Annotated in this window: 17 protein-coding genes; 7 read left to right on the top strand and 10 right to left on the bottom strand. The window is 34.5% G+C overall.

All coding sequences use genetic code 11. The features are described from left to right. Positions 1–89: 89 nt before the first annotated feature. Positions 90–2498, bottom strand: a complete 2409-nt coding sequence (locus tag CLU83_RS21370) for a S9 family peptidase (protein WP_100433453.1) — start codon at positions 2496–2498, stop codon at positions 90–92. Positions 2499–2730: 232 nt separating this feature from the next. Here CLU83_RS21370 and CLU83_RS21375 point away from each other — a divergent pair, with 232 nt between their 5' ends. Then, the gene (locus CLU83_RS21375) at positions 2731–3738 is read left to right on the top strand and encodes a 3-oxoacyl-ACP synthase III family protein (RefSeq protein WP_100433454.1); all 1008 of its coding nucleotides are present in this window, start codon (positions 2731–2733) and stop codon (positions 3736–3738) included. A gap of 136 nt (positions 3739–3874) precedes the next feature. Here CLU83_RS21375 and CLU83_RS21380 read toward each other — a convergent pair whose 3' ends face one another. Beyond that, a complete protein-coding gene (locus tag CLU83_RS21380; RefSeq protein WP_100433823.1) occupies positions 3875–6196 on the bottom strand; it encodes a TonB-dependent receptor domain-containing protein in 2322 nt (773 codons plus the stop codon). Between the two features lie 374 nt (positions 6197–6570). Here CLU83_RS21380 and argS point away from each other — a divergent pair, with 374 nt between their 5' ends. After that, a complete protein-coding gene (gene argS / locus CLU83_RS21385) occupies positions 6571–8349 on the top strand; it encodes an arginine--tRNA ligase (protein ID WP_100433455.1) in 1779 nt (592 codons plus the stop codon). Between the two features lie 66 nt (positions 8350–8415). Here argS and CLU83_RS21390 read toward each other — a convergent pair whose 3' ends face one another. From CLU83_RS21390 to CLU83_RS21405, 3 genes are all read right to left on the bottom strand, one after another. Beyond that, on the bottom strand, positions 8416–8955 hold the full coding sequence (locus tag CLU83_RS21390) for a hypothetical protein (RefSeq protein ID WP_100433456.1): 540 nt from the start codon (positions 8953–8955) through the stop codon (positions 8416–8418). Between the two features lie 523 nt (positions 8956–9478). Beyond that, positions 9479–9823, bottom strand: coding sequence for a DUF6686 family protein (locus CLU83_RS21400; protein WP_232727213.1), 345 nt, complete (start codon positions 9821–9823; stop codon positions 9479–9481). 12 nt (positions 9824–9835) lie between these two features. After that, a complete protein-coding gene (locus tag CLU83_RS21405; RefSeq protein ID WP_100433458.1) occupies positions 9836–10750 on the bottom strand; it encodes a DUF6607 family protein in 915 nt (304 codons plus the stop codon). Positions 10751–10857: 107 nt separating this feature from the next. On the opposite strand from CLU83_RS21405, the gene CLU83_RS21410 reads away from it, so the two are divergent. The 5 genes from CLU83_RS21410 (at position 10858) to CLU83_RS21430 (ending at position 18079) form a co-directional block, all read left to right on the top strand. Beyond that, complete coding sequence (locus CLU83_RS21410) at positions 10858–13005, top strand: TonB-dependent siderophore receptor (protein ID WP_100433459.1); 2148 nt, start codon at positions 10858–10860, stop codon at positions 13003–13005. 13 nt (positions 13006–13018) lie between these two features. Next, positions 13019–14425, top strand: a complete 1407-nt coding sequence (locus tag CLU83_RS21415) for an HmuY family protein (RefSeq protein ID WP_100433460.1) — start codon at positions 13019–13021, stop codon at positions 14423–14425. Between the two features lie 188 nt (positions 14426–14613). Further along, positions 14614–15975, top strand: coding sequence for a signal recognition particle protein (gene ffh, locus CLU83_RS21420; protein ID WP_100433461.1), 1362 nt, complete (start codon positions 14614–14616; stop codon positions 15973–15975). A 63-nt stretch (positions 15976–16038) separates the two neighbouring features. After that, positions 16039–16923 (top strand): bifunctional 5,10-methylenetetrahydrofolate dehydrogenase/5,10-methenyltetrahydrofolate cyclohydrolase, encoded by an 885-nt coding sequence (locus CLU83_RS21425; RefSeq protein WP_100433462.1) that lies wholly within the window; start codon positions 16039–16041, stop codon positions 16921–16923. A 229-nt stretch (positions 16924–17152) separates the two neighbouring features. Beyond that, positions 17153–18079, top strand: coding sequence for a magnesium transporter CorA family protein (locus tag CLU83_RS21430; protein ID WP_100433463.1), 927 nt, complete (start codon positions 17153–17155; stop codon positions 18077–18079). Positions 18080–18127: 48 nt separating this feature from the next. On the opposite strand, the gene rluF is transcribed toward CLU83_RS21430, so the two are convergent. From rluF to CLU83_RS21455, 5 genes are all read right to left on the bottom strand, one after another. Further along, positions 18128–18940 (bottom strand): 23S rRNA pseudouridine(2604) synthase RluF, encoded by an 813-nt coding sequence (gene rluF / locus CLU83_RS21435; RefSeq protein WP_100433464.1) that lies wholly within the window; start codon positions 18938–18940, stop codon positions 18128–18130. 182 nt (positions 18941–19122) lie between these two features. Further along, positions 19123–19980 (bottom strand): alpha/beta fold hydrolase, encoded by an 858-nt coding sequence (locus CLU83_RS21440; RefSeq protein ID WP_100433465.1) that lies wholly within the window; start codon positions 19978–19980, stop codon positions 19123–19125. Positions 19981–20029: 49 nt separating this feature from the next. Continuing rightward, the gene (locus CLU83_RS21445) at positions 20030–20809 is read right to left on the bottom strand and encodes a zinc ribbon domain-containing protein (RefSeq protein WP_100433466.1); all 780 of its coding nucleotides are present in this window, start codon (positions 20807–20809) and stop codon (positions 20030–20032) included. Between the two features lie 3 nt (positions 20810–20812). Beyond that, positions 20813–21910, bottom strand: coding sequence for a Nif3-like dinuclear metal center hexameric protein (locus CLU83_RS21450; protein WP_100433467.1), 1098 nt, complete (start codon positions 21908–21910; stop codon positions 20813–20815). Between the two features lie 315 nt (positions 21911–22225). Continuing rightward, positions 22226–23497 (bottom strand): tetratricopeptide repeat protein, encoded by a 1272-nt coding sequence (locus CLU83_RS21455; protein ID WP_100433468.1) that lies wholly within the window; start codon positions 23495–23497, stop codon positions 22226–22228. Between the last annotated feature and the right edge of the window lie 111 nt (positions 23498–23608).

The following is a 23608-nucleotide window of genomic DNA, read 5'->3' on the forward strand; positions in this document are numbered from 1 at the left end:
TAAAAACATAAAAAAAGCTGATTACAAAGCGGCTTAAATTAAAAAGAGACAGTGAAAACTGCCTCTTTTTTTTGTTAAATTTTACTGTTTTAGTTTTTCAAATATTTTTCTAAGAATTGATCTTGTTCCCATAATAAGTGCAGAATGTTTTCTTTGGCAACATAACTGTGTGCTTCTTTAGGCAGTATCACCATTCGCACTGGCGCACCTAATCCTTTTAACGCTTGGAAATAACGTTCAGTCTGTAAAGTAAAAGTACCCGGATTATTATCGGCTTCGCCATGAACCAAAAGTAATGGTGTTTTCATTTTATCGGCATTCATAAAAGGCGACATTGTATTGTACACCGCAGGAACTTCCCAGTAATTGCGCTGTTCGCTTTGAAAACCAAAAGGAGTTAAGGTTCTGTTATAAGCACCGCTTCTGGCGATACCGCAGGCAAAAAGATTGGAATGAGTTAATAAATTAGCTGTCATAAAGGCGCCGTAGGAATGTCCGCCAACAGCGACTTTTTTGGTGTTGATATATCCTAAAGCATCCACGGCATTTATTGCGGCTTCTGCATCATCTACTAATTGCGTGATGAAATTATCATTCGGTTCTGTAGTTCCTTCACCAATAATTGGAAAAGAAGCATCATCAAGAACAACATATCCTTTGGTTACCCAATATACAAATGAGCCATAATACGGGAAAGTAAATTCATTTGGATTCTGACTGCTTTGCCCTGCACTGCTTTTGTCTTTAAATTCGGCTGGATAGGCCCAAATCAATAAAGGCAGTTTTTCTTTTTTGACTTTGTCATAACCTTCCGGTAAGTAAAGTGTTCCGGATAATTCAACTCCGTCTTTTCGTTTGTATTTAATAACTTCTTTGCTCACATTTTTAATACTCTCAAATGGACTTACAAAAGCTGTAATAGGAGTCAGGCTGTTTTTTTGTTTGATGTTTCTAAAATAATAGTTTGGATATTCATTTTTGGATTGAATCTGAACCAATACTTTTCCAGTTTTAAAATCTTCAATTTCCAGCAAATCTTCTTTTTTGTCTTTGTAAAGAGAAGTGTAAAGACGCTTGGACTGCAAAGTTTTCAGATTGAATTCATCTATAAAAGGAAACTGCCCGTCTTTGGTAAATCCATCGCCTATGCGGTATGCATTATTGTTTTCTATCGCCAGTACATTTTTATTGTACTGATTTTTTTTGGTTTCAAAATTCCCTGGATCCGAATATATGTCTTGTGAATTTCTGTCTGTAATTACTTTAGGTTTTTGATTTGGATCGGACGGATTGATCAAATAGGTTTTGGTATTTCGAGTGTCATACCATATATCTGAGACAATGGCAACTGTTTCATTTCCCCAAATAATATCACTAATACGTTGTGGCGTTTTTGTTATTGAAATTGGGTTTGCCGTAAAAGGAGCATTCCATAAAAAGATTTCGTCTCTAAAATCGACTTTGTTTGCTGGATCTCCTTCGTCCAAAGCTACTGCATAATATAATGTGGCAGGCTTGTCATTTCTCCAGCTCATTTCTCTTTTTCCTTTGCGCACCGCCATGAAACCTTTTGGTATAATTTCATTCAGCGGGACTTCATTCACTGTTTTTATTTCAAGACCATTTTTGTCATAAACAACCGTTTTTGAAGGAAAACGGTTTATAGGGACAATATAGGAGAATGGTTTTTGAATAGTGGTTGTCATTACATAATTTCCATCTGGCGAAATTCTTTCTCCGGCAAACATGTCTGCTGATTTGAATAAAACTGCTTTTCCGTCCAGAGTAATTTTGTATAGCTCAGACGTAATGATGTTTTCGAAATTGATCTCGTCATTTTGGTTTTTCAGCATATCAGGATACGTCCTGTTCTGTGATTTTGTTCCGGCCGAGTTAGAGATAATCGGTCCAGTTGGCAAATCTTTTTTGGAATCTAATAATGCGGCTCTGTTTTTAGGCAGCATTTTTACTAAAACAGTTTCATTGTCGAACCAGCTAAATGGAGTTCCCAGATTAGCATTTAGTGTTGCCTCGGTTAATTTTGTTGCTTTTGCGGAGGCAACATCCAAGACCCACATTTCTACTCCTGTAGCAATGGTGTTTGAAAATAGTATTTTTTTATCGTTTGGCGACCAAAGGACATTGCTTATTTTGGGATTTACAGGCAACCCTATAACCTGTATTTCGTTTTTGTCAGCAACTTTTCTCAGTTTTATATTGTTGATGTAAGTTACAGTACTCGAAATATTTGTTATTGGGTTAATTCTTAGACCTCCCAAGCGCATTTCATCCTGATTTAAATCGTCCAGCGTTTTATATGTGGCTCTATAGCTCAATAGCATGTATTCCTTTTTGGTGTCTAAAGAAACCGATGGCGCTCTTTCGTAGTCTGCTAAATCTAATATTGATTTGGATGGTTTTTGATAGTTTAGATTTTCTTGAGCCAATGAAGAGAAGCCTATACATAGAAATGTAAATAGGGAAATTCTTAATTTCATAAATAAAAATATTTTGATTAGTAATTAAGGATATGTCGAAGCAAACCAGTTTTGTTACATATTAAACAAAAATAGCTTTTTTTAGTATTTTGATGTTAATTACTTATAGGAAATACTGAAAATAGCTTCTGAAAAAAAGAATTGGTTATTGCTAAAAAAACTGTAATTTGTAATCGAATATTTTAAAAGATATTTAAATTTGTCACCTTGATTTTAATAAAACGATAAAAGTATGTACCATTCAAAAATAACAGGATTGGGGTATTATGTCCCAGATAATGTAGTGACCAACGATGATTTGTCAAAAATCATTGATACCAACGATGAATGGATTCAAGAAAGAACAGGAATTCAGGAAAGAAGGCATATCATTCGAGGCGAAGATACCACTACTTCAATGGGAGTTAAAGCTGCTAAAATCGCTATGGAACGTTCGGGTGTTGCCGCGGAGGATATTGATTTTGTCGTTTTTGCAACGTTAAGTCCTGATTATTATTTTCCAGGTCCGGGTGTTTTGGTACAGCGTGATTTAGGTTTAAGAACTGTTGGAGCATTAGATGTACGTAATCAGTGTTCGGGTTTTGTTTATGCTCTTTCTGTTGCCGATCAGTATATTAAGACTGGAATGTATAAAAATATTCTGGTGATAGGTTCCGAAGTTCAATCAACAGGATTGGATATGACTACCCGAGGACGCGGTGTTTCGGTGATTTTTGGAGATGGGGCAGGAGCCGCTGTTTTAAGCAGGGAAGAAGATTTGTCTAAAGGAATTTTATCAACTCATTTGCATTCTGAAGGGATTCATGCCGAAGAATTGGTTGTTACAGCTCCAGGTATGGGAGGCCGTTGGGTAACAGATATTTTGGCAGACAATAATCCAGACGATGAAAGTTATTTTCCTTATATGAATGGACAATTTGTATTTAAAAATGCGGTGGTTCGTTTTGCCGAGGTCATAAATGAAGGTTTGGAAGCCAATAATCTGCAGGTTTCGGATATTGATATGCTGATTCCGCATCAAGCCAATTTGAGAATTTCACAGTTTATTCAAAAGAAATTCGGATTGAATGACAATCAAGTGCATAATAATATCCAAAAGTATGGAAACACAACGGCAGCTTCTATTCCAATTGCCTTAACCGAAGCTTGGGAACAAGGAAAAATAAAATCTGGAGATACAGTAGTTTTGGCCGCTTTTGGAAGTGGATTCACTTGGGCAAGCGCGATTATAAAATGGTAATTGATTTTGTAATAGCTCAATAAATATTAAAAGCAAAAACTTACTTTTAATTTTATTATTATTTGATATAAAGAAACCCCAGAGTTGGCATTCTCTGGGGTTTCTTCTTTTGTAACCTAATTATTAAAACTAATCTTTAAAATCCGCCGCTTCCTTGGGTTTCATTTTTATCTCTTTCTTTTCTTTGAATTGCTTTGTTTTTTCCTGTTCCAAAACGGTAATTGAATCCTACATAGGCAGTCTGGCTTTCCCAATGGAATTCTCCGGTTTGTACTTTGGGTTTTGTGGAATCGAATGCAAAATGCATGCTGTCAAACAAATCGCTTACTCTTGCAGTTATGGTACCGCTTCCTTTGAGAACAGTAAGGCTGGAACCTGCATCGATTCTCCACATTGGTTTTCTAAGGAACTGCAGTCCAAGGTCTTCGCCACGGTACATTCCCGTTAATTGGAAACGCAGATTTTTTGATGCTTTGAAAGTATTGCTGATGCGGGAGTTGAAAGTAGTAACATCTACTTCCACATAATCTGTTCCTACGTAACCTTTGGTTTTTTTGTTATACATATCAAAACTAATGTTGGCAGTGTACCATTTTGTAAAATCTAAATTTCCCGAAAGCTCAACACCATAAGCATTATTGTCACCTAAATTGGCATACGATAAAATTTGTCTGTCGGAATCATTCGGATTTTCAGTAAGAGTTCTGGTGATTTCGTCATTAATCTGACGGTAAAAAACTCCCGATGTTATTGAACCGATTTTGGTTTTTCGGGTGTAATTCAATTCAACCGAATTGGTGAATTGAGGAGTCAATTCAGGATTACCTTCTGAGTCAATGAGAGGCGTACTCCACTCTCTGATAGGGTTCACTTGTTCGATGCTTGGTCTGTCCACACGTTTTGAAACACTGAAATTGAACGAATCATTGTCACTTGGCGTATAGGTTAAAAAACCGGAAGGATAAACCGTGAACAAATTATCATTAAAAGTACCATCGGCTTCATTCACTTTTTTGAATAATGCATCGGCAGTGTATTTTTCAAAGCGGGCTCCCACCTGTCCATTCCATTTTTTCCATTGTTTAGAGATGGTGGCGTAGGCAGAATAAATACGTCTTTCGTAATTGAAATTAGAATTATAGGCACCATTTTCATCAAAATTATTCTTGGTGTTTTCAATTCGGGTTTCTAATCCCGTTTCCAGTTTGATAGTTTCGGTCAAAGGATTGGTGTAATCTAAATTGAGCAAAACATTTTCGCCTTTGTTCGTGACATCATTTATTTTTGGATTGTTGTAAACACTGTATTCGTCATTATCATTGTTGCTATAATTCCCCTCAAATTCAAGGACATGACCTTCTTTCTTGAAATTTTTCTTGTAGTCAAAATTATAGGTTTGCGTGTAATTATCGTTTTTGCTGTCGACTGTCTGGTGGATTAGCGGAACATCAACGTTCACGACTGAATTTCCCTTGTCTTTATTAATGTTCTGGGTAGTGTAAACAGAAATAGTATTGGTGTCATTCAGGTAAAAGTCAAAACCTACTTTGGCTAAATGTGAAGTGCCATTGTTTGTGAAATCAAAATCCTGAGTACCATTATCGTCTGGTTCGAGTGTTTGTACTTGTCCGTAATTGTGATGTTTTCCAGTAGTTAAGCCATAATTACCATACAAGTTGAATTTTCCGTTACGGTAATTCATATCAAAAGAGGAATTGGTTTTTGGTGTTTCTCCAAAAGTTACACCGCTGTTTACGCTTCCGTTAAAACCGATTTTAGCGTTTTTGTTCAATACAATATTGATAATGCCGCTCATTCCCTCTGGATTGTATTTCGCTGATGGGTTGGTTATTAATTCAATTTGTTTGATCGATGTTGCCGGAATCTGCTGTAATAATTGAGAAGCACTAACTGTAGATGGTTTTCCGTCCACAAAAACTCTTACATTCGAATTTCCTCTAAGGCTCACTGCATTCGTTTGCGGATCGACACTTACCGAAGGAATGTTATTCAGTATTTCGGAGGCAGTAGCTCCGGCACTCAATAAATCTTTCCCGACGTTAATTACTTTTCGATCTGTTTTTTGTTCGATTAACGAATGTTCTTTTACAATATCAACCGATTGAAGTTCTGTAGCTTCTTCTTCCAAATGGATTTCAATAGCGGAATTCTTTTTTGCGGAACTCAATTCAATAGTGGTGGAATATTTTTTGTAACCGATGAATTCTACTTCTAAGGTGAACTTTTTTAACTCTAAGTTTTTTATCGAAAAAGAGCCATTTTCGTCTGCAACAATGCCGGTTATTACTTTTGCTCCATCTTTTATTACAATTGAAGCATACTGTACTGGCTGGTTTGTCGATTTGTTTGTTACTTTACCCGAAAGAACTCCAGGATTTTCTGCTTTTGTGATTCCTATAAAGCTCAATAGAAAAAACACTAATAGTTTAATTTTCATAATTTGTTTTTGATTAATTATTTTGATTGTTTGATTGATGATTGCAAATAAGACTGATTTATCTTCATTTTGTAACACGATCTCGGTAAAAAAAATGATTATTTTTTAAAAACGCTTTGTGAAACTTTGATTTTTAGCTGTTTGTATTTGCATTTTTTTTCATCTAAATGCTGAGTTTTGCGTATCTCAAAATGTTTTTTTGTTTTTTAAGATGGTAGTGAATGTGAATTTATTTTTGACAGAGAGTAATATTTTTATTGGAGGAATGCGGTATTGTTTTTTAAATAAACAATGAGAAACAGAATGTAATTTTTCACTTTCTATATTTGACGAATAAGCCTTATATTTGCACACTTAAAAAAATCAAGCACAAAATGTCATTATCCAATATTCTTACCCCATCTATTGAAAAAGCTATTCAAACTTTGTTTGATGTTACCATTGATAAAATAGAGTTTCAAGCTACCCGAAAAGAGTTTGAAGGCGATATTACAATGGTAATTTTTCCATTATTAAAATTGGTAAAAAGCAATCCTGTTGAATTAGGAAATAAAATTGGCAACTATTTGGTTGAAAATGTTTCGGAAGTAGCCCGTTTTAATGTAGTTTCCGGATTTTTGAATATTGTGATTGCTGACAGTTATTATTTGAATTTCTTCAATGGAATCAAGAGTGTAGAGAAGTTCGGATTTGTAACGCCTTCGGCAAATGATAAGGCGGTGATGGTAGAATATTCTTCGCCAAATACCAATAAGCCTTTGCACTTAGGACATGTTCGTAATAATTTATTGGGATATTCTGTTGCTGAAATTATTAAAGCTTCAGGTAAAAAAGTATATAAAACGCAAATCATTAACGATAGAGGAATCCATATTTGTAAGTCAATGCTGGCTTGGCAAAAATTTGGAAACGGAGAAACTCCAGAATCTACGGGATTGAAAGGCGATAAATTGGTTGGTAACTATTATGTTGCTTTTGATAAAGCATATAAAGAAGAAATTAACCAATTAATTTCAGAAGGAAAAACCGAAGAAGAAGCCAAAAAACAGGCACCAATAATCCTAGAAGCGCAACAAATGCTTTTGGATTGGGAGAATGGTAAACCTGAAGTAATTGAACTTTGGAAAACCATGAACCAATGGGTTTATGATGGTTTTGCTATTAGTTATAAAAATTTAGGCGTAAACTTTGACAGTTTTTATTACGAAAGTAATACTTATTTGTTAGGGAAAGATGTGGTTCAAATTGGTTTAGAAAAAGGAATTTTTGAAAAAGATCCTGATGGTTCGGTTTGGATTGATTTGACTGATGAAGGCTTGGATCGTAAAATCGTATTGCGTTCGGATGGAACTGCGGTTTACATGACACAGGATATAGGTACTGCAATTCAGCGTGTAAAAGATATGCCAGATGTTGGTGGAATGGTTTATACCGTTGGTAACGAGCAAGATTATCACTTCAAAGTTTTGTTTTTGATTTTGAAAAAATTAGGATTTGACTGGGCTTCTAATCTTTTCCATTTATCTTACGGAATGGTAGATTTACCTTCTGGGAAAATGAAAAGCCGTGAAGGAACAGTTGTTGATGCTGATGATTTGATGCAGGAAATGACCGATACAGCCCAAAAAATTTCTGAAGATTTAGGTAAATTGGATTCTTATTCGGCAGAAGAAAAAGCAAAATTATACAATACAATAGGTCTTGGAGCACTTAAATATTATATTCTAAAAGTGGATCCAAAAAAACGAATCCTGTTTAATCCAGAAGAATCTGTTGATTTTGCTGGAAATACAGGTCCTTTCATTCAATATACGTATGCTAGAATTCAATCAATTATCCGCAAAGCCGATTTTGATTTTGCATCCAATGCAGGAATTGTTGAGCTTCACGAAAAAGAAAAAGAATTGGTGAAGCAGCTTGAATTGTTCCCAGAGGTAATTCAGAATGCGGCCAACAATCACAGCCCGGCTTTAATTGCTAATTATACGTATGATTTGGTACGTGAATACAACTCTTTTTACCAAGCCGTTTCAATACTTGGAGAAACCGATTTGGATAAGAAAATATTCAGAGTGCAATTGTCCAAAAAAGTGGCAGATGTTATTGCTGATTCCTTTAGTTTATTGGGAATAAATGTACCAGAGAGAATGTAATTTTTTTAATAAATGAAAAAGCATCCTAAATTTAGGATGCTTTTTTTTGCAATTTCACTTCAATTTTTATTTCATTACTAATGCTTTGGTTGTTTTGATGATCTCGCCTTTTGAGCTAACTAATAGTTTTTGGGTTTTATTATCTTTTTTAAGTTTTAAAAGGTATGCTTTTTTCAATACTTGCCCTTTTTCTTGTGAATATTCAAACTTACTTTTTGTAATGATCCACTCAGGATATGAAAGATAAACTGAATTGATAACTTCTCTTGGCAATTCTACATTTTCATATTTTTCTGAAACACCGATTAATACTCCTTTTTCGTTGTAAGTTGCCACTAAGGAACCTTTTCTGCTTTCTAAAGTCACTAAATACTTGTCGAAATTACCGCATTCATCATCCACTTTATATAAAAGGAATTCGTTTTGAGTAATTCTGACAACTGCATCAGCATTATTATCCGGAATGTATTTTGCAAAATCTTTTTTAATTTGTGAAACTACTACTTCTGGTAATTCTTCAATTTTTACAGCTTCTGTTTTTTTGTCTTGTGAATATGAAGCAGAAAATAAACTTAAGCATAAAGCGAAGGTGATAATTGTTCTCATGATTTTGTGTTTTTTATATTGTTTTATTTAAAAAATTTAAGTTGCTTTCTAATAGTGTAAATGTAACATTTGTTTTTTAAACTGCAAAATAATTAATTGTCAAATTTGTAAAAAAACAAGTATTTTTTTATTGATACGATAATAAAATCTTTTTATATTAATTATAAAACAAACTATTATTAATATTTTAACATTAATAGATTAATTTAAGAGCAATCTTTTCATAAACTATTAAACAAACGAAAACGTTTGAATAGAATTAATGCTAAAAGCGTAAAATCTGATTAAATAAGCAATTTAGTGACTTGAAAAAAGGTATTAAAAATTGTAAATGGGATGCTTCAAAATGTATATTTATACTTTGCTTTTGCCTTCTTCTGGATAATAGTAAAAAAGCAAAATACCTCCTTTTGACTCTGGTTGAAATGGAAATCATTTTGTGCGGATGTTGGGCACAAAAGATTGAAATAAAAAAAATCCGAGCTGTGGTTCGGATTTTTTTACGTGTTATTTCTAAAAGAAATTAATTTGAAATTATCTGGTAATTAATCTCAACAGGTTTTAGAATCTTGTAATGACTAATGCAGTCTACCAGAAAGCGCAACTCCTCCAGTTCTTTTCTGTTTAGCAAAATGATAAAGTTAGACTGTAAAGTCGGAATTGGAATTTTCTTCTCATAAATAGAGTGTTTGTATTCGGTTTCCCAATAATCAGCGTCTATTTGATCCAAATAATTAGAAAAGCTGGTCATTTCTATACTGCTCAAATCAAAGGTCAAATTGTTAAACAGCAATTGATACATATCTCTATGCTGGCAGTATAATAGGATGCCATTGGAAGTTCTGTTTAATACTTTTAGATTGCACATAATTGTAAATGTTTATTGCTTGATTACAAATGAATCAATGATAGTGTCAACTTCCGCTTGGTTTGCTGTTGGTTTTAAATCGAATAAAACAGAGAAAAGCGATTTCTTATTTACTTTATTCTGCAGCGCTAAATCTTTATCGCTTCCATATACTTTTTCCCATTTGCTTCTTACTTTTTCCCAAAGTTCTTTATTATTTTTCCACCAGTTTTGAGCCAGTAGACATTTGCTGTCATCAACTTTGGTATAAATATCCAGTCCTTTTTCTTCAGCTAATAAAGTGTCTTTTCCGCTTTCATCTCTTAGCAGTTTTTGGTTATCTTGTTCATGATTCCAGCCAGTTGCGTTAATTTCATGAATGTTTCTTCTTTTCAAAACGTTGTAATCGTTTCTTTTAGTGTGTTCTCTTCTTGGCAAAGGAGCATCGGCGGTGTTCAGCCAATAGGTTTTTCCATCAATGTGCGCCCAAGTTGAAGAGCCTTCATATCTAGGACTGTCATCTACCTGAAAAACTTTTTGTGTCCATTGTCCTTTTACATTCTTGGCTGGCAATTTGCTGAATTTCCAGATTTGATCTTTGTAAAAAGAATACAGATCGGTGTTTTCATACAGCCAGTCTTGTCTCCAGTGTTTAACGATGTCATTTTCGCCAGTCCCAACAATCAATAAATGCTGCAATACTATTTTGCTAGGCTTATCTTCTACTAATTCTATCCATTCCAAACCCGATTCGTGTTTTGTTGCAGATGGTTTATAAGTGGCTGAGTCTTTAGGATATTCAAATGTTTCAGTAAAATTGAATTTCACTTCATAACAGCCACACATCGACTTGATAGCTTTGATGTCTTCTTTTTTTGCATCCTGACTAAATCCAGTAAGGCATGTAATTATCATTAATACAGATAGATAAATTTTTTTTGTAATCATAATTAGGTTTTTATTATTAAAAAAGTTTCGACAAATGTATTAAATTTATTTAGAATAAATAAAAATAAGATATATATTTGCGTCACTATTAAGACTAAATAAAAATAATGAAATCCAAAATTACTCTTTTTATTGCCTTTCTTTTCTGTCAGATTTCTTTCTCACAAACGAAAGATACTATTGCTGCTAATAAACTTTCGGAGGTAGTTGTTACGGGACAATTGGGGCTCCAGTCAATAAAAAAATCAGTTTTCAATGTTCGCGTTATTTCAAAAGAGGATATCAAACAATTAGCAGCCAATAATTTATCAGATGTATTAAATCAGTATTTGAATATTACAATTCAAAACAGCGGAAGCGACGGTCGTTCAACGGTTTCAATGTTCGGGCTGGATTCGCAGTATTTTAAAATTTTGATAGATAATATTCCTTTGGTCAGTGATACCGGAATGGGTACTAATGTGGATTTGACACAAATAAATCTGGATGATGTAGAGCGAATTGAAATTATCGAGGGTTCAATGGGTGTTACTCACGGAGCCAATGCGGTGAGTGGGGTTTTAAATATAATTACTAAAAAAACAGTTTCTAAAAAATGGGAAATTAGTGCTGCAGTTCAAGAAGAAACAGTAGGTGACGAATATGCATTTTTTGATAAAGGACGTCACATTCAATCATTAAAAGCGGCGCATAAGTTTAATGAGAACTGGTTTGTGAATGTAGGAGTAAATCACAATGATTTTGCCGGTTTTTTTGATGATAAAAAAGGAAAAGATTATAATGTAAATGATGGGTTGAGAGGATACAGCTGGCTTCCAAAAGAACAGTTTGTTGGTAATGCTTTAATAGGATATCAAAAAAATAACTTCAAGTTTTTTTACAAATTTGATTACTACGGAGAGAATGTTGATTATTACAATCTAATACTAAATCCGCAGGATAATTACCCTTTTCCTGAAACCTATTATGCTAAAGACAAACGCTTTATTACCAATCGTTTTTATAATCATTTGAATTCTAGCGGAAAATTGTTTTCTGAATTAAATTATAATGTTTCGCTTTCCTATCAAAAGCAACAGCGCGATTTGGAAAAGTTTAATTATCAATTGGAGACCAAGGCAGAATCTAATGAAACTCGGGAAACATACCAATCCAAAGAGGTTTTGTATTCTACTGGAACTTTGAGTAATTTCTTTGATACTAAAAAAGTAGATTTTCAATTGGGTTATGAGATTACAAATGAGAAAGGGTATTATAATGCTACAGCCGGACTTTTTTTTGACGGCCTTCAACAGCTTAAAAACGTTGACAAGGAATTAGACAACTATGATATTTTTACCGTTGCCGAAATTAATCTGTCGGATAAATTTTCTGTGCGTCCAGGGATTAGATATTCGTTTCAATCCGCTTTTGATAATCAATATGCAAGTTCTTTAGGATTGCGCTATATTTTTAAGAAAGGATTAGAAACTAGGGCTTCGATAGGCAAGTCTTACCGCACGCCAAATTTTGATGAACTCTACACTTATTTTGTAGATACAAATCACAATATACAAGGAAATCCAGAATTGGTTCCAGAAAACAGCACTTCATACGAAATGAGTTTTAAAAGGGATTGTCTTTTAAATTCAGGTGGCCAAATTGCTAATAATATTGCTCTTACATTTTTGGATGTCGATGATCGAATTGATATGGTGCTTACTCAAGTGACGCCAAGCATGAGTTATAAATATGTAAACATTAATAAATATAAAATGTGGAATATTTCGACGACAGAACAATATACCTATAAAAACTGGAATGTAAAAGTAGGAGCAGCCTTAGTTGGAATTTCTCAAAAATTGGATTTAGCAGCCTTGAATATTACTTCAGACAATAAATATCTATACTCTTTACAGCTAAATTCCAGTGTTTCCTATAACATACCTAAATGGAATACTTTGTTCGCTCTTTATTATAAATACAACGGTCAGCAACAGCAATTCGTTGCGGGAACTGACGAGAACGGTAAAGCTAAATTTTATTTAAACAAGATAGACCCATACAGCTGGATGGATGCTTCGGTTAGGAAATCATTTTTTAAAAATCAATTGGAAGTGACCGCTGGAGCTAGAAACTTGTTTGACATTCAAAGCGTACAGCTCATTCAAAACGGTGGAACTGGCGGGGCTCACTCTTCTGGCGGTTCAGATCTATTACTGGGCTATGGACGCTCTTATTTTCTTAAACTCACGTATAACCTTAATTTTAATTAATATATAAATACCCATGAAAAACAATTTTATTTTAATCCTTTCTTTTGTTTTACTGGCTTTTACAGCTTGTAATAATGACGACGATGCACCAGTTATCAGTTCAGTTGCTCTTACTGCAGCTTCATTAAATTTAAGTGCAGCAACTACTCCTATCGAAGTGAAATTTGATAAGCCAGCTGCAGCTGCTGGTTCATTAACAATATCGTTTACAGAAACAAATGTCGTTTATGGTACAGATTTTACTACTTCTCCAGCGGCTGCATCAAAAACAATTACAGTTCCTTTTGCAAAAGATGCCACTTCAGTAATTTTTACTTTTACTAAACTAAAAGAGGCAATCGAAGGTGAAGTGAAAAATGTTGTTTTTACGATTACTGGGGCTACTGCGAATACTACAATCGCTGCAAACAACTCGATTCAAGTAAGTTTTAATGAGACGGCTTCTTTAGGAACTGCTTTAGCTCCCGAAGTTGGAGGTGCTTTACAGCCAAATCAGGTTTTTGTTGATTTGAGCAGTGCTAAAATGACAAAAGCGTTAAGAAGTTCTTGGGACTTAGGTTTTTATAGTGGTTCTGAATTTAGAGTAGTGCTGAATAGTACAATTAATATGGCTGCTAAAAAAATAGAAACTACAAATATTGATGAAGTTCAAGTAGTTGACGAGACTATGATTATTTCTCAGGGTAGCGGAATTGCTTCCCAAATAGATGATCCAACAGGAGATTTTACAAAAACAACTGCTATTGCTGAAATTTCAACAACAGATTCTGATAATAAAGTTTACTTGATTTATTTAGGAAATGCTGTTGCATCAACAAACCCAGTATTGGGTAAAGAAGGAGCAGTTGGAGGAGCCAGTAGAGGATGGAAAAAAGTTAGAATCTTAAAAAGCGGAAACGATTACAAAATTCAATATGCAGATATTGATGCAACAACTCACAGCGAAGTTACTGTTTCTAAAAATGCAGCGTATAATTTTACTTTCTTCAGTTTGTTAGATAAAAAGACTGTTACTGTAGAACCGGTAAAAGCACAATGGGATATAAGTTTTACCGCTTTTACTAATTTAGCTGGTCCGATTACTCCATATTTCTATCCGGATTTTGTTTTAAGCAATCTTAAAGGCGGTGCAAAAGCATATCAGGTTCTTGTAACTGATGCTGTTACTTATGATAATTTTACTTTAGCAAGTGTAGATACTGCTAAGTTTACTGCAGATCAAAGAAATATTGGTTCAAACTGGAGAAGTACCAGTGTTACTGTAAATGGCACGCCAGTTTCTCAATTTGTTTTAAAGACAGATCGTTTCTTTGTAGTTAAAGATCCAGCAGGAAATGTTTATAAATTAAAATTCACAGGTGGTGCAAGCGAAACTGGGGAAAGAGGATTTCCTAAATTTCAATACGCCATCTTAAAATAATAAGGAGATTAAGAATGTCATGAGTTAGTTAGTTTTTATTGTTTTTGGAAAAGGAGGCTGGATTTATTCAGTCTCTTTTTGTTATTTTTAATCTTATTTAAAAAACAATTGATTTTTTATTTCTAATACTATTTAAACTTCAATATCAAATCATTAAATTTGCGCCTTAATTAAAGAGAAATACAATTATGTTCGATAATTTAAGCGATAAATTAGACAAAGCCTTTCATATATTAAAAGGACACGGAAAAATCACTGAAGTAAACGTAGCCGAAACTTTGAAAGAAGTTCGTCGTGCTTTACTCGATGCCGATGTCAACTTTAAAATTGCCAAAGATTTTACTACCAAAGTAAAAGAAAAAGCAATAGGTCAGGATGTATTAACGACATTACAGCCGGGACAATTATTGGTAAAGTTAGTCAAAGATGAGCTTACAGAATTGATGGGCGGGGATGTTGCAGGAATTAATCTTTCCGGGAATCCATCAATAATATTAATGTCAGGGTTACAAGGATCTGGAAAAACTACTTTTTCTGGTAAATTGGCCAATTATCTTCAAACAAAAAAGAATAAAAAACCGCTTTTGGTTGCCTGTGATATTTATCGTCCAGCGGCAATTCAGCAATTATATGTTGTTGGAGATTCAATAGGGGTTGAGGTTTACTCAGAACCTGAAAATAAAAATCCTGTTGAGATTGCACAAAATGCGATTAAGCACGCCAAAGCCAACGGATTCAATGTCGTGATTGTCGATACAGCAGGTCGTTTGGCTGTTGATAAAGAAATGATGGATGAAATTGCCAAAGTACATAAAGCCATTCAGCCACAAGAAACTTTATTTGTTGTGGATGCCATGACAGGTCAGGATGCCGTAAATACTGCAAAAGCATTCAACGATATCTTAAATTTTGATGGGGTTATTTTGACCAAATTAGACGGGGATACTCGTGGTGGAGCAGCTATTTCGATTAAATCAGTAGTAAACAAACCAATTAAGTTTGTGGGTACTGGCGAGAAAATGGATGCGATTGATGTTTTCTATCCAAATCGTATGGCAGAGCGTATCCTAGGTATGGGGGATGTCGTGTCTTTGGTAGAAAGAGCTCAAGAGCAATATGACGAAGACGAAGCTAGAAAAATCCAAAAGAAAATTGCTAAAAATGAATTTGGTTTTGATGATTTCTTATCCCAAATTCAACAAGTGAAGAAAATGGGTAATATGAAAGACTTGGTAGGAATGATACCAGGCGCTTCCAAAGCGATGAAAGATATCGAAATCGAAGACGATGCATTCAAACATATTGAAGCAATTATTCATTCGATGACGCCAATTGAAAGAAGCAAGCCTGCGATAATCGATGTGAAAAGAAAAGCTAGAATTGCCAAAGGTTCCGGAACAAAAGTGGAACAAGTGAATCAATTGATGAAACAGTTTGAGCAAATGAGCAAAATGATGAAGATGATGCAGGGCCCTGGTGGGAAAAACCTAATGAAAATGATGGGCGGAATGAAAGGCGGTATGCCAGGTGGAATGCCGGGAATGAGATAATCAGATTTTAGAATACTGAACTATAATCAGCAAACCATAAACAACAAACAACAAACAGTTTTTATGCAACTACTCGACGGAAAAAAAACATCGGAAGATATTAAAAATGAAATCGCCGCTACAGTAAAAACAATGAAAGACAATGGGGAAAAAGTACCACATTTGGCAGCAGTAATTGTGGGGACTGATGGAGCAAGTTTAACTTATGTGGGAAGTAAAGTGCGCTCTTGTGAGCAAATTGGCTTCGAATCTACCTTGGTTAGTTTACCAGCCGATATTTCCGAAGATGCATTGCTTGCGAAGATTAAAGAATTAAACGAAGACGATAATTTGGACGGTTATATCGTTCAGTTGCCGTTGCCAAAACACATCGACGAGCAAAAAATCCTGATGGCTATTGATCCAGACAAAGACGTGGATGGTTTTCATCCTGCCAATTTTGGAAAAATGGCTTTGGATATGGAAACATTTTTGCCGGCAACTCCATTTGGAATAATGGAATTGTTAGAAAGATATAAAGTAGAAACTGCTGGTAAGCACACCGTAGTTATTGGACGCAGCCACATTGTGGGAAGACCTATGAGTATATTGATGAGCCGTAAAGGGTATCCGGGAGATTCGACAGTTACTTTAACTCACAGCAGAACCAAAAATATTGAAGAATATACTAAAAACGCTGATATCATCATCACAGCTCTTGGTGTTCCAAATTATTTAAAAGCCGATATGGTAAAAGATGGAGTTGTAGTTATAGACGTTGGTATTACACGTGTTGAAGACGCTTCACATCCTAAAGGATATGTAATTACCGGCGACGTTGATTTTGATGGCGTAAGCAAGAAATCATCCTTCATAACTCCGGTTCCGGGAGGAGTAGGGCCAATGACTATAGCGATGTTGTTGAAAAATACGCTTTTGGCAAGAGAAATCAGAAGCAGAAATAAATAAAATTGTTTTAGACAATTAACCTTATAACCTCAAATGAAAGTTTGAGGTTTTTTTGGCTTAAGACTTTATTAAATATCCATTACTTCCTGATGTTTTTAAAAATATAAAGAATACTTTTGCAAAACTTAAAAAGAACAGCTCAATGGACGATTATTATTCGGAAATATTGAAAGAATAAAGCACTTGGAAAACTTTCAAGATGCTATAACTTAACCTATGGAATTTTGAAATGAAGGCTTTTTACAAAAATAATAACGGATTAATCGAGTCTAAAGAGTGGGTCTCAAACTGCTGGATAAATGTTGAATGTCCAACAGAAGATGAAAAAAAATATCTTCTGGAAGAACTAAAAATTCCCGAGGAGTTTTACAATGATATTGAAGATATTGATGAAAGACCCCGTATAGAAGTTGAGAACGGCTGGACTTTGATTATTATTAGAATCCCAGTAAGTACAGATAATGTGAAACTGCCTTTTAACACAATTCCTGTTGGTGTTATTTTTAAGGAAGAAATCTGTGTTACCATTAGTTTTCATAAAACGGAAATGTTGACGGATTTTGTAATCTACACCCAGCGAAAAAATAAAGACATCAAAGACAATTTTGATTTGGTTTTAAAGCTGCTCTTGTCATCAAGTGTTTGGTATTTGAAATATTTGAAACAGGTTAATCAAAAGATAAAATTGGCCGAAGATAATTTGGAAGAATCCATCAAAAATGAAGAATTACAAGCTTTGCTGCAAATAGAAAAATGTTTGGTCTTTTTTATGACTTCGTTGAAAGGCAATGATATATTACTGCATCGAATCAAGAATGTCAAATCTCAAAGAGACTCTTATGATCCTGAATTGTTAGAAGATGTAGAGATTGAGTTGCGTCAAGCGCAAGAAACAACTAATATTTATAGCGACATTTTAACAGGAATGATGGATGCTTACGCCTCGGTTATTTCTAATAATTTGAATGCGATTATGAAACAAATGACTTCCATTTCCATTATTTTGATGATTCCTACGGTAATTGCCAGTTTGTATGGAATGAATGTGCCAAATAATTTAGAAAACAATAATTACGGCATGCCGATTATTATACTTGTTTCAGTTTTGCTTTCTATGTTTGGTGTTTTTTTATTTAAAAGAAGAAGATGGTTTTGATGTAAAGAAATAGCCGTTTCATTCTTTTTGAGACGGCTATTTTTGTATTTAATAATCCCCTCTTTTTTTAAATCGGGGATCGTCTCTTTTGATGAATTCGGTTCTTCGTTTTGGAGCTTCTGTTTTTGGCAGACTGGCTTCCTCGGTTTTACTGGAAGGTTCAATCAATTGGTTGAGTTCTTTTATTTCTGCATCGGTTAAATCACGGTAGCGTCCTACTGGAACATCAAGTGAAATATTGATAATTCGGATGCGTTTCAAGGCGGTAACTTCGTAGCCTAAATATTCGCACATTCTGCGGATTTGACGATTCAGCCCCTGTGTCAGAATGATTTTGAAAATGTATTTGCTGATTTGCTCTACTTTACATTTTCGGGTAACAGTGTCAAGAATTGGCACACCATTCCCCATTCGTTCTATAAAACGATCTGTTATGGGTTTGTTTACCGTTACGGTATATTCTTTTTCGTGATTGTTTCTGGCGCGCAGAATTTTGTTTACAATATCACCGTCATTAGTCATAAAAATCAATCCTTCGCTGGCTTTGTCCAAACGTCCGATAGGGAAAATACGTTTGGGATAATTGATGTAATCTACAATGTTGTTGCGTACTTCAAGATTGGTGGTGCATTCTATTCCTACGGGTTTGTAGAAAGCTAGATATACGGGTTTTTCGTTTTTCTCCCGAATTAGTTTTCCGTCTATGCGCACTTCGTCATCTGGTGAAACTTTTGTTCCAAGTTCCGGTACAATTCCATTAATGGTTACTCGGCCTTCTTCGATAATTTTATCAGCCTCGCGACGGGAGCAATAGCCTGTTTCTCCAATGAATTTATTGAGGCGTTTTAGATTTTCTTCCATAATGCAAAAATAGTCTTTTTTTAGACTTCTTAGATTTTTGGATTACTAGAAAAGTTGCGGATATTTCCTGAAACTAAAAAAATAAAACCCTTTTAGCCCCGATAGCAGTGAAAATCCTTATGAGCCGGGGTTCGGCTTATAAGATTGTAACGGATAGCGGGAACCCATGTTTACAAAGAAGACTATTCTTTTACTTCAAATAAAAAACGGTATATTTCTTGGTATAATTTATCGTCGTGCATGGAATGGCCTAAATCGTTGGTGGTGATGAATTTTCCTTTTTTCCAACCGCTTGCGATTTTTTGACCTTCTTCAAATGCGACTACAGTGTCGGAGGTGTCGTGGGCGATGATTCCTTCGATATGGATATGTTTGGCAAATGCGCCACCTGAGAAATCCTCTAGTTTGAGATTGAAATTTTCTAAATAGCGTTTTTCTAAAAGAGTAAACATTTTGCGATTGAGGCTCAATATTTGGATGTAATTGTCGATGAGCGTTTTTAAATCGGAGGGTGCGCCGAGAATTACCATTTTTTGGATACTCGTTTCGGGATGTAAATACTGATGATAGACACAGGCAGCACCTCCAATAGAGTGACCGATGATAATGCTGGGGTTGTATTTTTTGACAGCTTTGTTGATGTACTCTGCATAACGGGGAACGTTGAATTCCTTACCGCTGCTTTGTCCGTGAGCGGGAGCGTCTATGGCGATGATGGTACTTCCTGATTTTTGCAGATAAGGCAGGGTTTTCTCCCAGCGGGACGAATTGCTTTCCCAGCCGTGAACCAAAAGGATTTTGGTGTCATTTCCTTCCCAAGTATAGGTTTGAAAATGGTGTTCGTCGTGCTGAAATGTTTCTTTGATGGTATTCTGTAGGATTTCTGGAAGCTTGTCTTCTGAAATTTTGCCTATTCTGGGGTTGGTAAAAAGAGCATAGGACAGGTGTAATGCTTTTTTGGGATGCACTAAATGGAGTAGGTTGATGTATTGACCAACAGCCTTGACAGTTAGAAATCGGATACTTTTTTTTAGGCTCAAAATAAGGTGTTATAAAAAAAGCCTCGAATTTCGAGGCTTAGTTGTTTTTTTAGAACTTAGAAAACAATTGTTGCATTTTCTCTCTTTCTTCTTCAGCTAAAACACTGTCGACTAAAATTCTTCCGGAGTGTTCATCAATTAAGATTTTCTTTCTGGCAGCAATTTCTACTTGTGTTTGTGGCGGAATGGTGAAGAATGATCCTGCAGATGCTCCTCTTTCGATAGAAACAACAGCTAATCCGTTACGGACACTGCTTCTGATTCTTTTGTAAGCTACCAATAAACGCTCTTCAATTAATGCTTCAAATTCAGCTGATTTCTCGCTTAAGAAGATTTCTTCTTTTTGAGTTTCGGACATGATAGCATCCAATTCTGATTTTTTATGTTTTAAATGAGATGATTTAGAATCTAATTTTTCTTTTGAAGAAGCAATTACTTCTTTTTTGTGTTCAATAGAAGCTTTCATTTCTTTAATTTGCTTTTCAGCCAATTGAATTTCTAATTCTTGAAACTCAACTTCTTTGGTCAAAGAATTGAATTCGCGGTTATTACGAACGCTTTCTTGTTGTTTAGTGTATTTTTTGACAGCTTCTTTGTGCTCGTCAATTGCATTTATTTTTTGTTTGATAAGGTTCTCGATTACCTCAAGTTCGCTTTTCAATTTCTCTGAACGAGTGCTTAAACCTGCAACTTCATCTTCTAAATCTTCTACTTCTAAAGGCAGTTCACCTCTCACGTTTCTGATTTCGTCAATTCTAGAGTCAATAAGCTGTAAATCATATATTGCTCTTAACTTGTCCTCAACACTTAATTCTTTCGTATTCGCCATATTCTATAAGTACTTAACTGGATTTGTATTTTCTTCCGATAAAATGATTGCAAAATTAAGGATTTTTTTTCTAAGATAATCAACAATATACTCTTTTGTATAGCGTTCACTTTCAAAATGTCCAATATCGGCTAATAAAAGCTGATTTTCGGCTTCATAATATTGATGATATTTTAAATCGGCTGTCAAAAAAACATCGGCACCAGCCTGTATTGCATTTTTTATGGCAAAACTTCCCGATCCGCCCAAAACTGCCACTTTTTTTATTTTTTTTCCTGTAAAAGCGGAGTGACGGATTCCGTTGGCTTGCATTTTGTCTTTGGCATAAACAAGAAAATCTTTTTCATCCATTTCTTCTTCCAATTCGCCGATCATTCCCAAACCAATATGATTAAAGGTATTTTTCATATCGTAGATTTCGGTAGCCACCTCTTCGTAGATATGATTTTCACGAAGCGCTTTTATGATTCCAGCTTCTAAGTGTTTTGCATAGACCACTTCGATTTTGGTTTCTGTACCTCGTGACAGTACACCTTTTTCACCAATGGTAGGCTCACTTTTTTCGTTGCCTTGATACGTAAAAGTTCCCTCGGAGTTGAAACTGCATTTGTCATAATTTCCGATGCTTCCCGCGCCAGCTTCAAATAAAGCTTCTCTAACTTTTTCAGCATTGTCCCGGATGGTGTATGTAACTAATTTCCGGATGTTATTTTGTTTTGGGATTAAAATTCTGGTGTTTATGAGCCCTAAAGTGTCACAAAATATTTTGTTTACTCCTTCTGGATGATTGTCCAGTGCAGTGTGAACGGCATATATGGCTATGTCATTTTTTATAGCTTTGAGCAGGGCACGCTCTACATAATTTTTACCAGTTATTTTTTTTATTGCAGCAAATAAAATAGGATGGAAGCAAACAACCAAATTGCATTTTTTTGCAATGGCTTCGTCAATAACATTTTCTAAAGCATCGTGACAGACTAAAATGCCTGTTGCTGTAGCGTTTTCGTCTCCAATTATTAATCCTACATTGTCAAAATCTTCGGCATAAGCCAATGGAGCCATTTCTTCAAGAACAGAAAGAATTTCTTTTATCGTACTCATTTTTAATCTTTTTCTGGGTATTTGTTATCTGTATTTTAAAAATTAATAACGTAAATTATTTGAAATTAATTTGTAAAGTTACAATATAGTCAGTTTTTAATAATTTCCGTCCAAAGATAAAATATTATACTTTCGTAAAAAGAATTTACTGTGAAAAATTACGATTCCATTAGCCATTTTGTATGGCTTTTTTATTAGTGTTTAATGGTGTTAATTTTTTGCCTCGGATTAATAAACGGGAGAGCATTCTTAAATCCTAAATAGGCAGGCAAGAATTGAAAGATGACAAAATGTAAAGTATTTGAGAATTATGAATTAATATAGTTTTGCTTTTAATTCTTTATATTCAGCAGTCATCTCCAAAGCATTGTAAACACTCAAAAGGCTTTTAGAAATATCTTCGTTTTCGGGATTCATTTCAATAGCTTTTTGGAGATAAGGAATCGTCTTTTTATAGACATTATCCCTTTTTATTTTTAAATCATCGTACTTTTTCATTTCTGCTGGAGATGTACCTAGCTTATTCATGTCTTCATTTATAGTTTCTGCTTCTTCTAGTTTTAAAAAGGACAGATTTATATAAGCATTGGTATATTTAGGATTAAGTGTTACTGCTTTCAGATAAAAATTTTCGGCATCGGCAGTGTTTTTGGCTTTAGCGCTAAGAACGCCCAAATTATAAACTAAATCGGCATCATTCTGATTCTTTTTCAAAATGGGTTCTATTGCTTTTTTATACGATGCGTAGTCTTTGTTTTCTAAATACAGATCAGCTTCTGCCAATGCCAAATAAATGTCTTCTGGATTTTTTATTCTCGCATCCGAAATTACTTTTTTGGCTTTTTCCTGGTCTCCTTTTTGTATATAAAGCAAAGCTATATTTTTATAGATCTCGCCTCTTTTGGATATTCTTTTTTCTGTTCTAGGCTTTTCATGAGTACCGGCTTGAATAGACAAATCCCGATCATTTTCTGTTGAAAAATTTTCTTCAGTTTTTGTTATTCGATTTGTTGCTAAATAATTGGTGCCAATTCCTGAAAAGTTAATGGCTTTGAGTGTTTCATAATGTTTAAGAGCGGCAGCATAATCTTTTCCATTTACAAATGCAGCCGCTGAATTGTATAAATTAAGTGTGTCTTTTGTATCGGTTAAATAAGCTTCATAACGTTCGTTAGCACTGTCAATATGTTTGTTCTCTTTAGAATTGTCATCAGCTATTTTTATTAATTTTTCTTTAATATTTTTAAAAGAGCTCAGTATCTGACCTGAGTATTTTCTTTTACCTGATTCTGATTCAATTTTGATGGTTTCTCTGTACGATTTTGCTGCTAGAACTAAGTTTTTACCCTCGTCAGTTTTTTTATCAGCTAGCCCTAAAAATGAACTTCCCTGAATGAAATAATATTGAGCCTTTTCTTCATCTTTAGAATTGTAAACTTGATATTCAATGCTTTTTAGGATAGAGATTGCATTCTGCATATTACCGCTGTCCAACTCTTTTTCGGCTTCTTTTATTTTTTCTTTTTGCGCTTCAATGGTTCCGGTAAACATTAATAAGATTAAAACAATAAAGTAGTTTTTTTTCATAATGTGATAATTGCAGGTTAAACAAATTTGGGTTTTTGGCTGTGTTTAATAGTATTAATTATGTTATTTTTTTATTTGAAATCATTTAAATAATATGGTTTTATAACAAAA

This window comes from Flavobacterium sp. 1, from assembly GCF_002797935.1.
Taxonomy (GTDB): domain Bacteria; phylum Bacteroidota; class Bacteroidia; order Flavobacteriales; family Flavobacteriaceae; genus Flavobacterium.

Excerpts from the sequence above, each read along its gene's own strand:
- CLU83_RS21405 (WP_100433458.1), bottom strand. The coding sequence starts at position 10,750 with ATGATTACAAAAAAAATTTATCTATCTGTATTAATGATAATTACATGC.
- ffh (WP_100433461.1), top strand. The coding sequence starts at position 14,614 with ATGTTCGATAATTTAAGCGATAAATTAGACAAAGCCTTTCATATATTA.
- CLU83_RS21430 (WP_100433463.1), top strand. The coding sequence starts at position 17,153 with ATGAAGGCTTTTTACAAAAATAATAACGGATTAATCGAGTCTAAAGAG.
- CLU83_RS21375 (WP_100433454.1), top strand. The coding sequence starts at position 2,731 with ATGTACCATTCAAAAATAACAGGATTGGGGTATTATGTCCCAGATAAT.
- CLU83_RS21390 (WP_100433456.1), bottom strand. The coding sequence starts at position 8,955 with ATGAGAACAATTATCACCTTCGCTTTATGCTTAAGTTTATTTTCTGCT.
- rluF (WP_100433464.1), bottom strand. The coding sequence starts at position 18,940 with ATGGAAGAAAATCTAAAACGCCTCAATAAATTCATTGGAGAAACAGGC.
- CLU83_RS21450 (WP_100433467.1), bottom strand. The coding sequence starts at position 21,910 with ATGAGTACGATAAAAGAAATTCTTTCTGTTCTTGAAGAAATGGCTCCA.
- CLU83_RS21410 (WP_100433459.1), top strand. The coding sequence starts at position 10,858 with ATGAAATCCAAAATTACTCTTTTTATTGCCTTTCTTTTCTGTCAGATT.
- CLU83_RS21445 (WP_100433466.1), bottom strand. The coding sequence starts at position 20,809 with ATGGCGAATACGAAAGAATTAAGTGTTGAGGACAAGTTAAGAGCAATA.
- CLU83_RS21380 (WP_100433823.1), bottom strand. The coding sequence starts at position 6,196 with ATGAAAATTAAACTATTAGTGTTTTTTCTATTGAGCTTTATAGGAATC.
- CLU83_RS21400 (WP_232727213.1), bottom strand. The coding sequence starts at position 9,823 with ATGTGCAATCTAAAAGTATTAAACAGAACTTCCAATGGCATCCTATTA.
- CLU83_RS21425 (WP_100433462.1), top strand. The coding sequence starts at position 16,039 with ATGCAACTACTCGACGGAAAAAAAACATCGGAAGATATTAAAAATGAA.
- CLU83_RS21455 (WP_100433468.1), bottom strand. The coding sequence starts at position 23,497 with ATGAAAAAAAACTACTTTATTGTTTTAATCTTATTAATGTTTACCGGA.
- CLU83_RS21370 (WP_100433453.1), bottom strand. The coding sequence starts at position 2,498 with ATGAAATTAAGAATTTCCCTATTTACATTTCTATGTATAGGCTTCTCT.
- CLU83_RS21415 (WP_100433460.1), top strand. The coding sequence starts at position 13,019 with ATGAAAAACAATTTTATTTTAATCCTTTCTTTTGTTTTACTGGCTTTT.
- argS (WP_100433455.1), top strand. The coding sequence starts at position 6,571 with ATGTCATTATCCAATATTCTTACCCCATCTATTGAAAAAGCTATTCAA.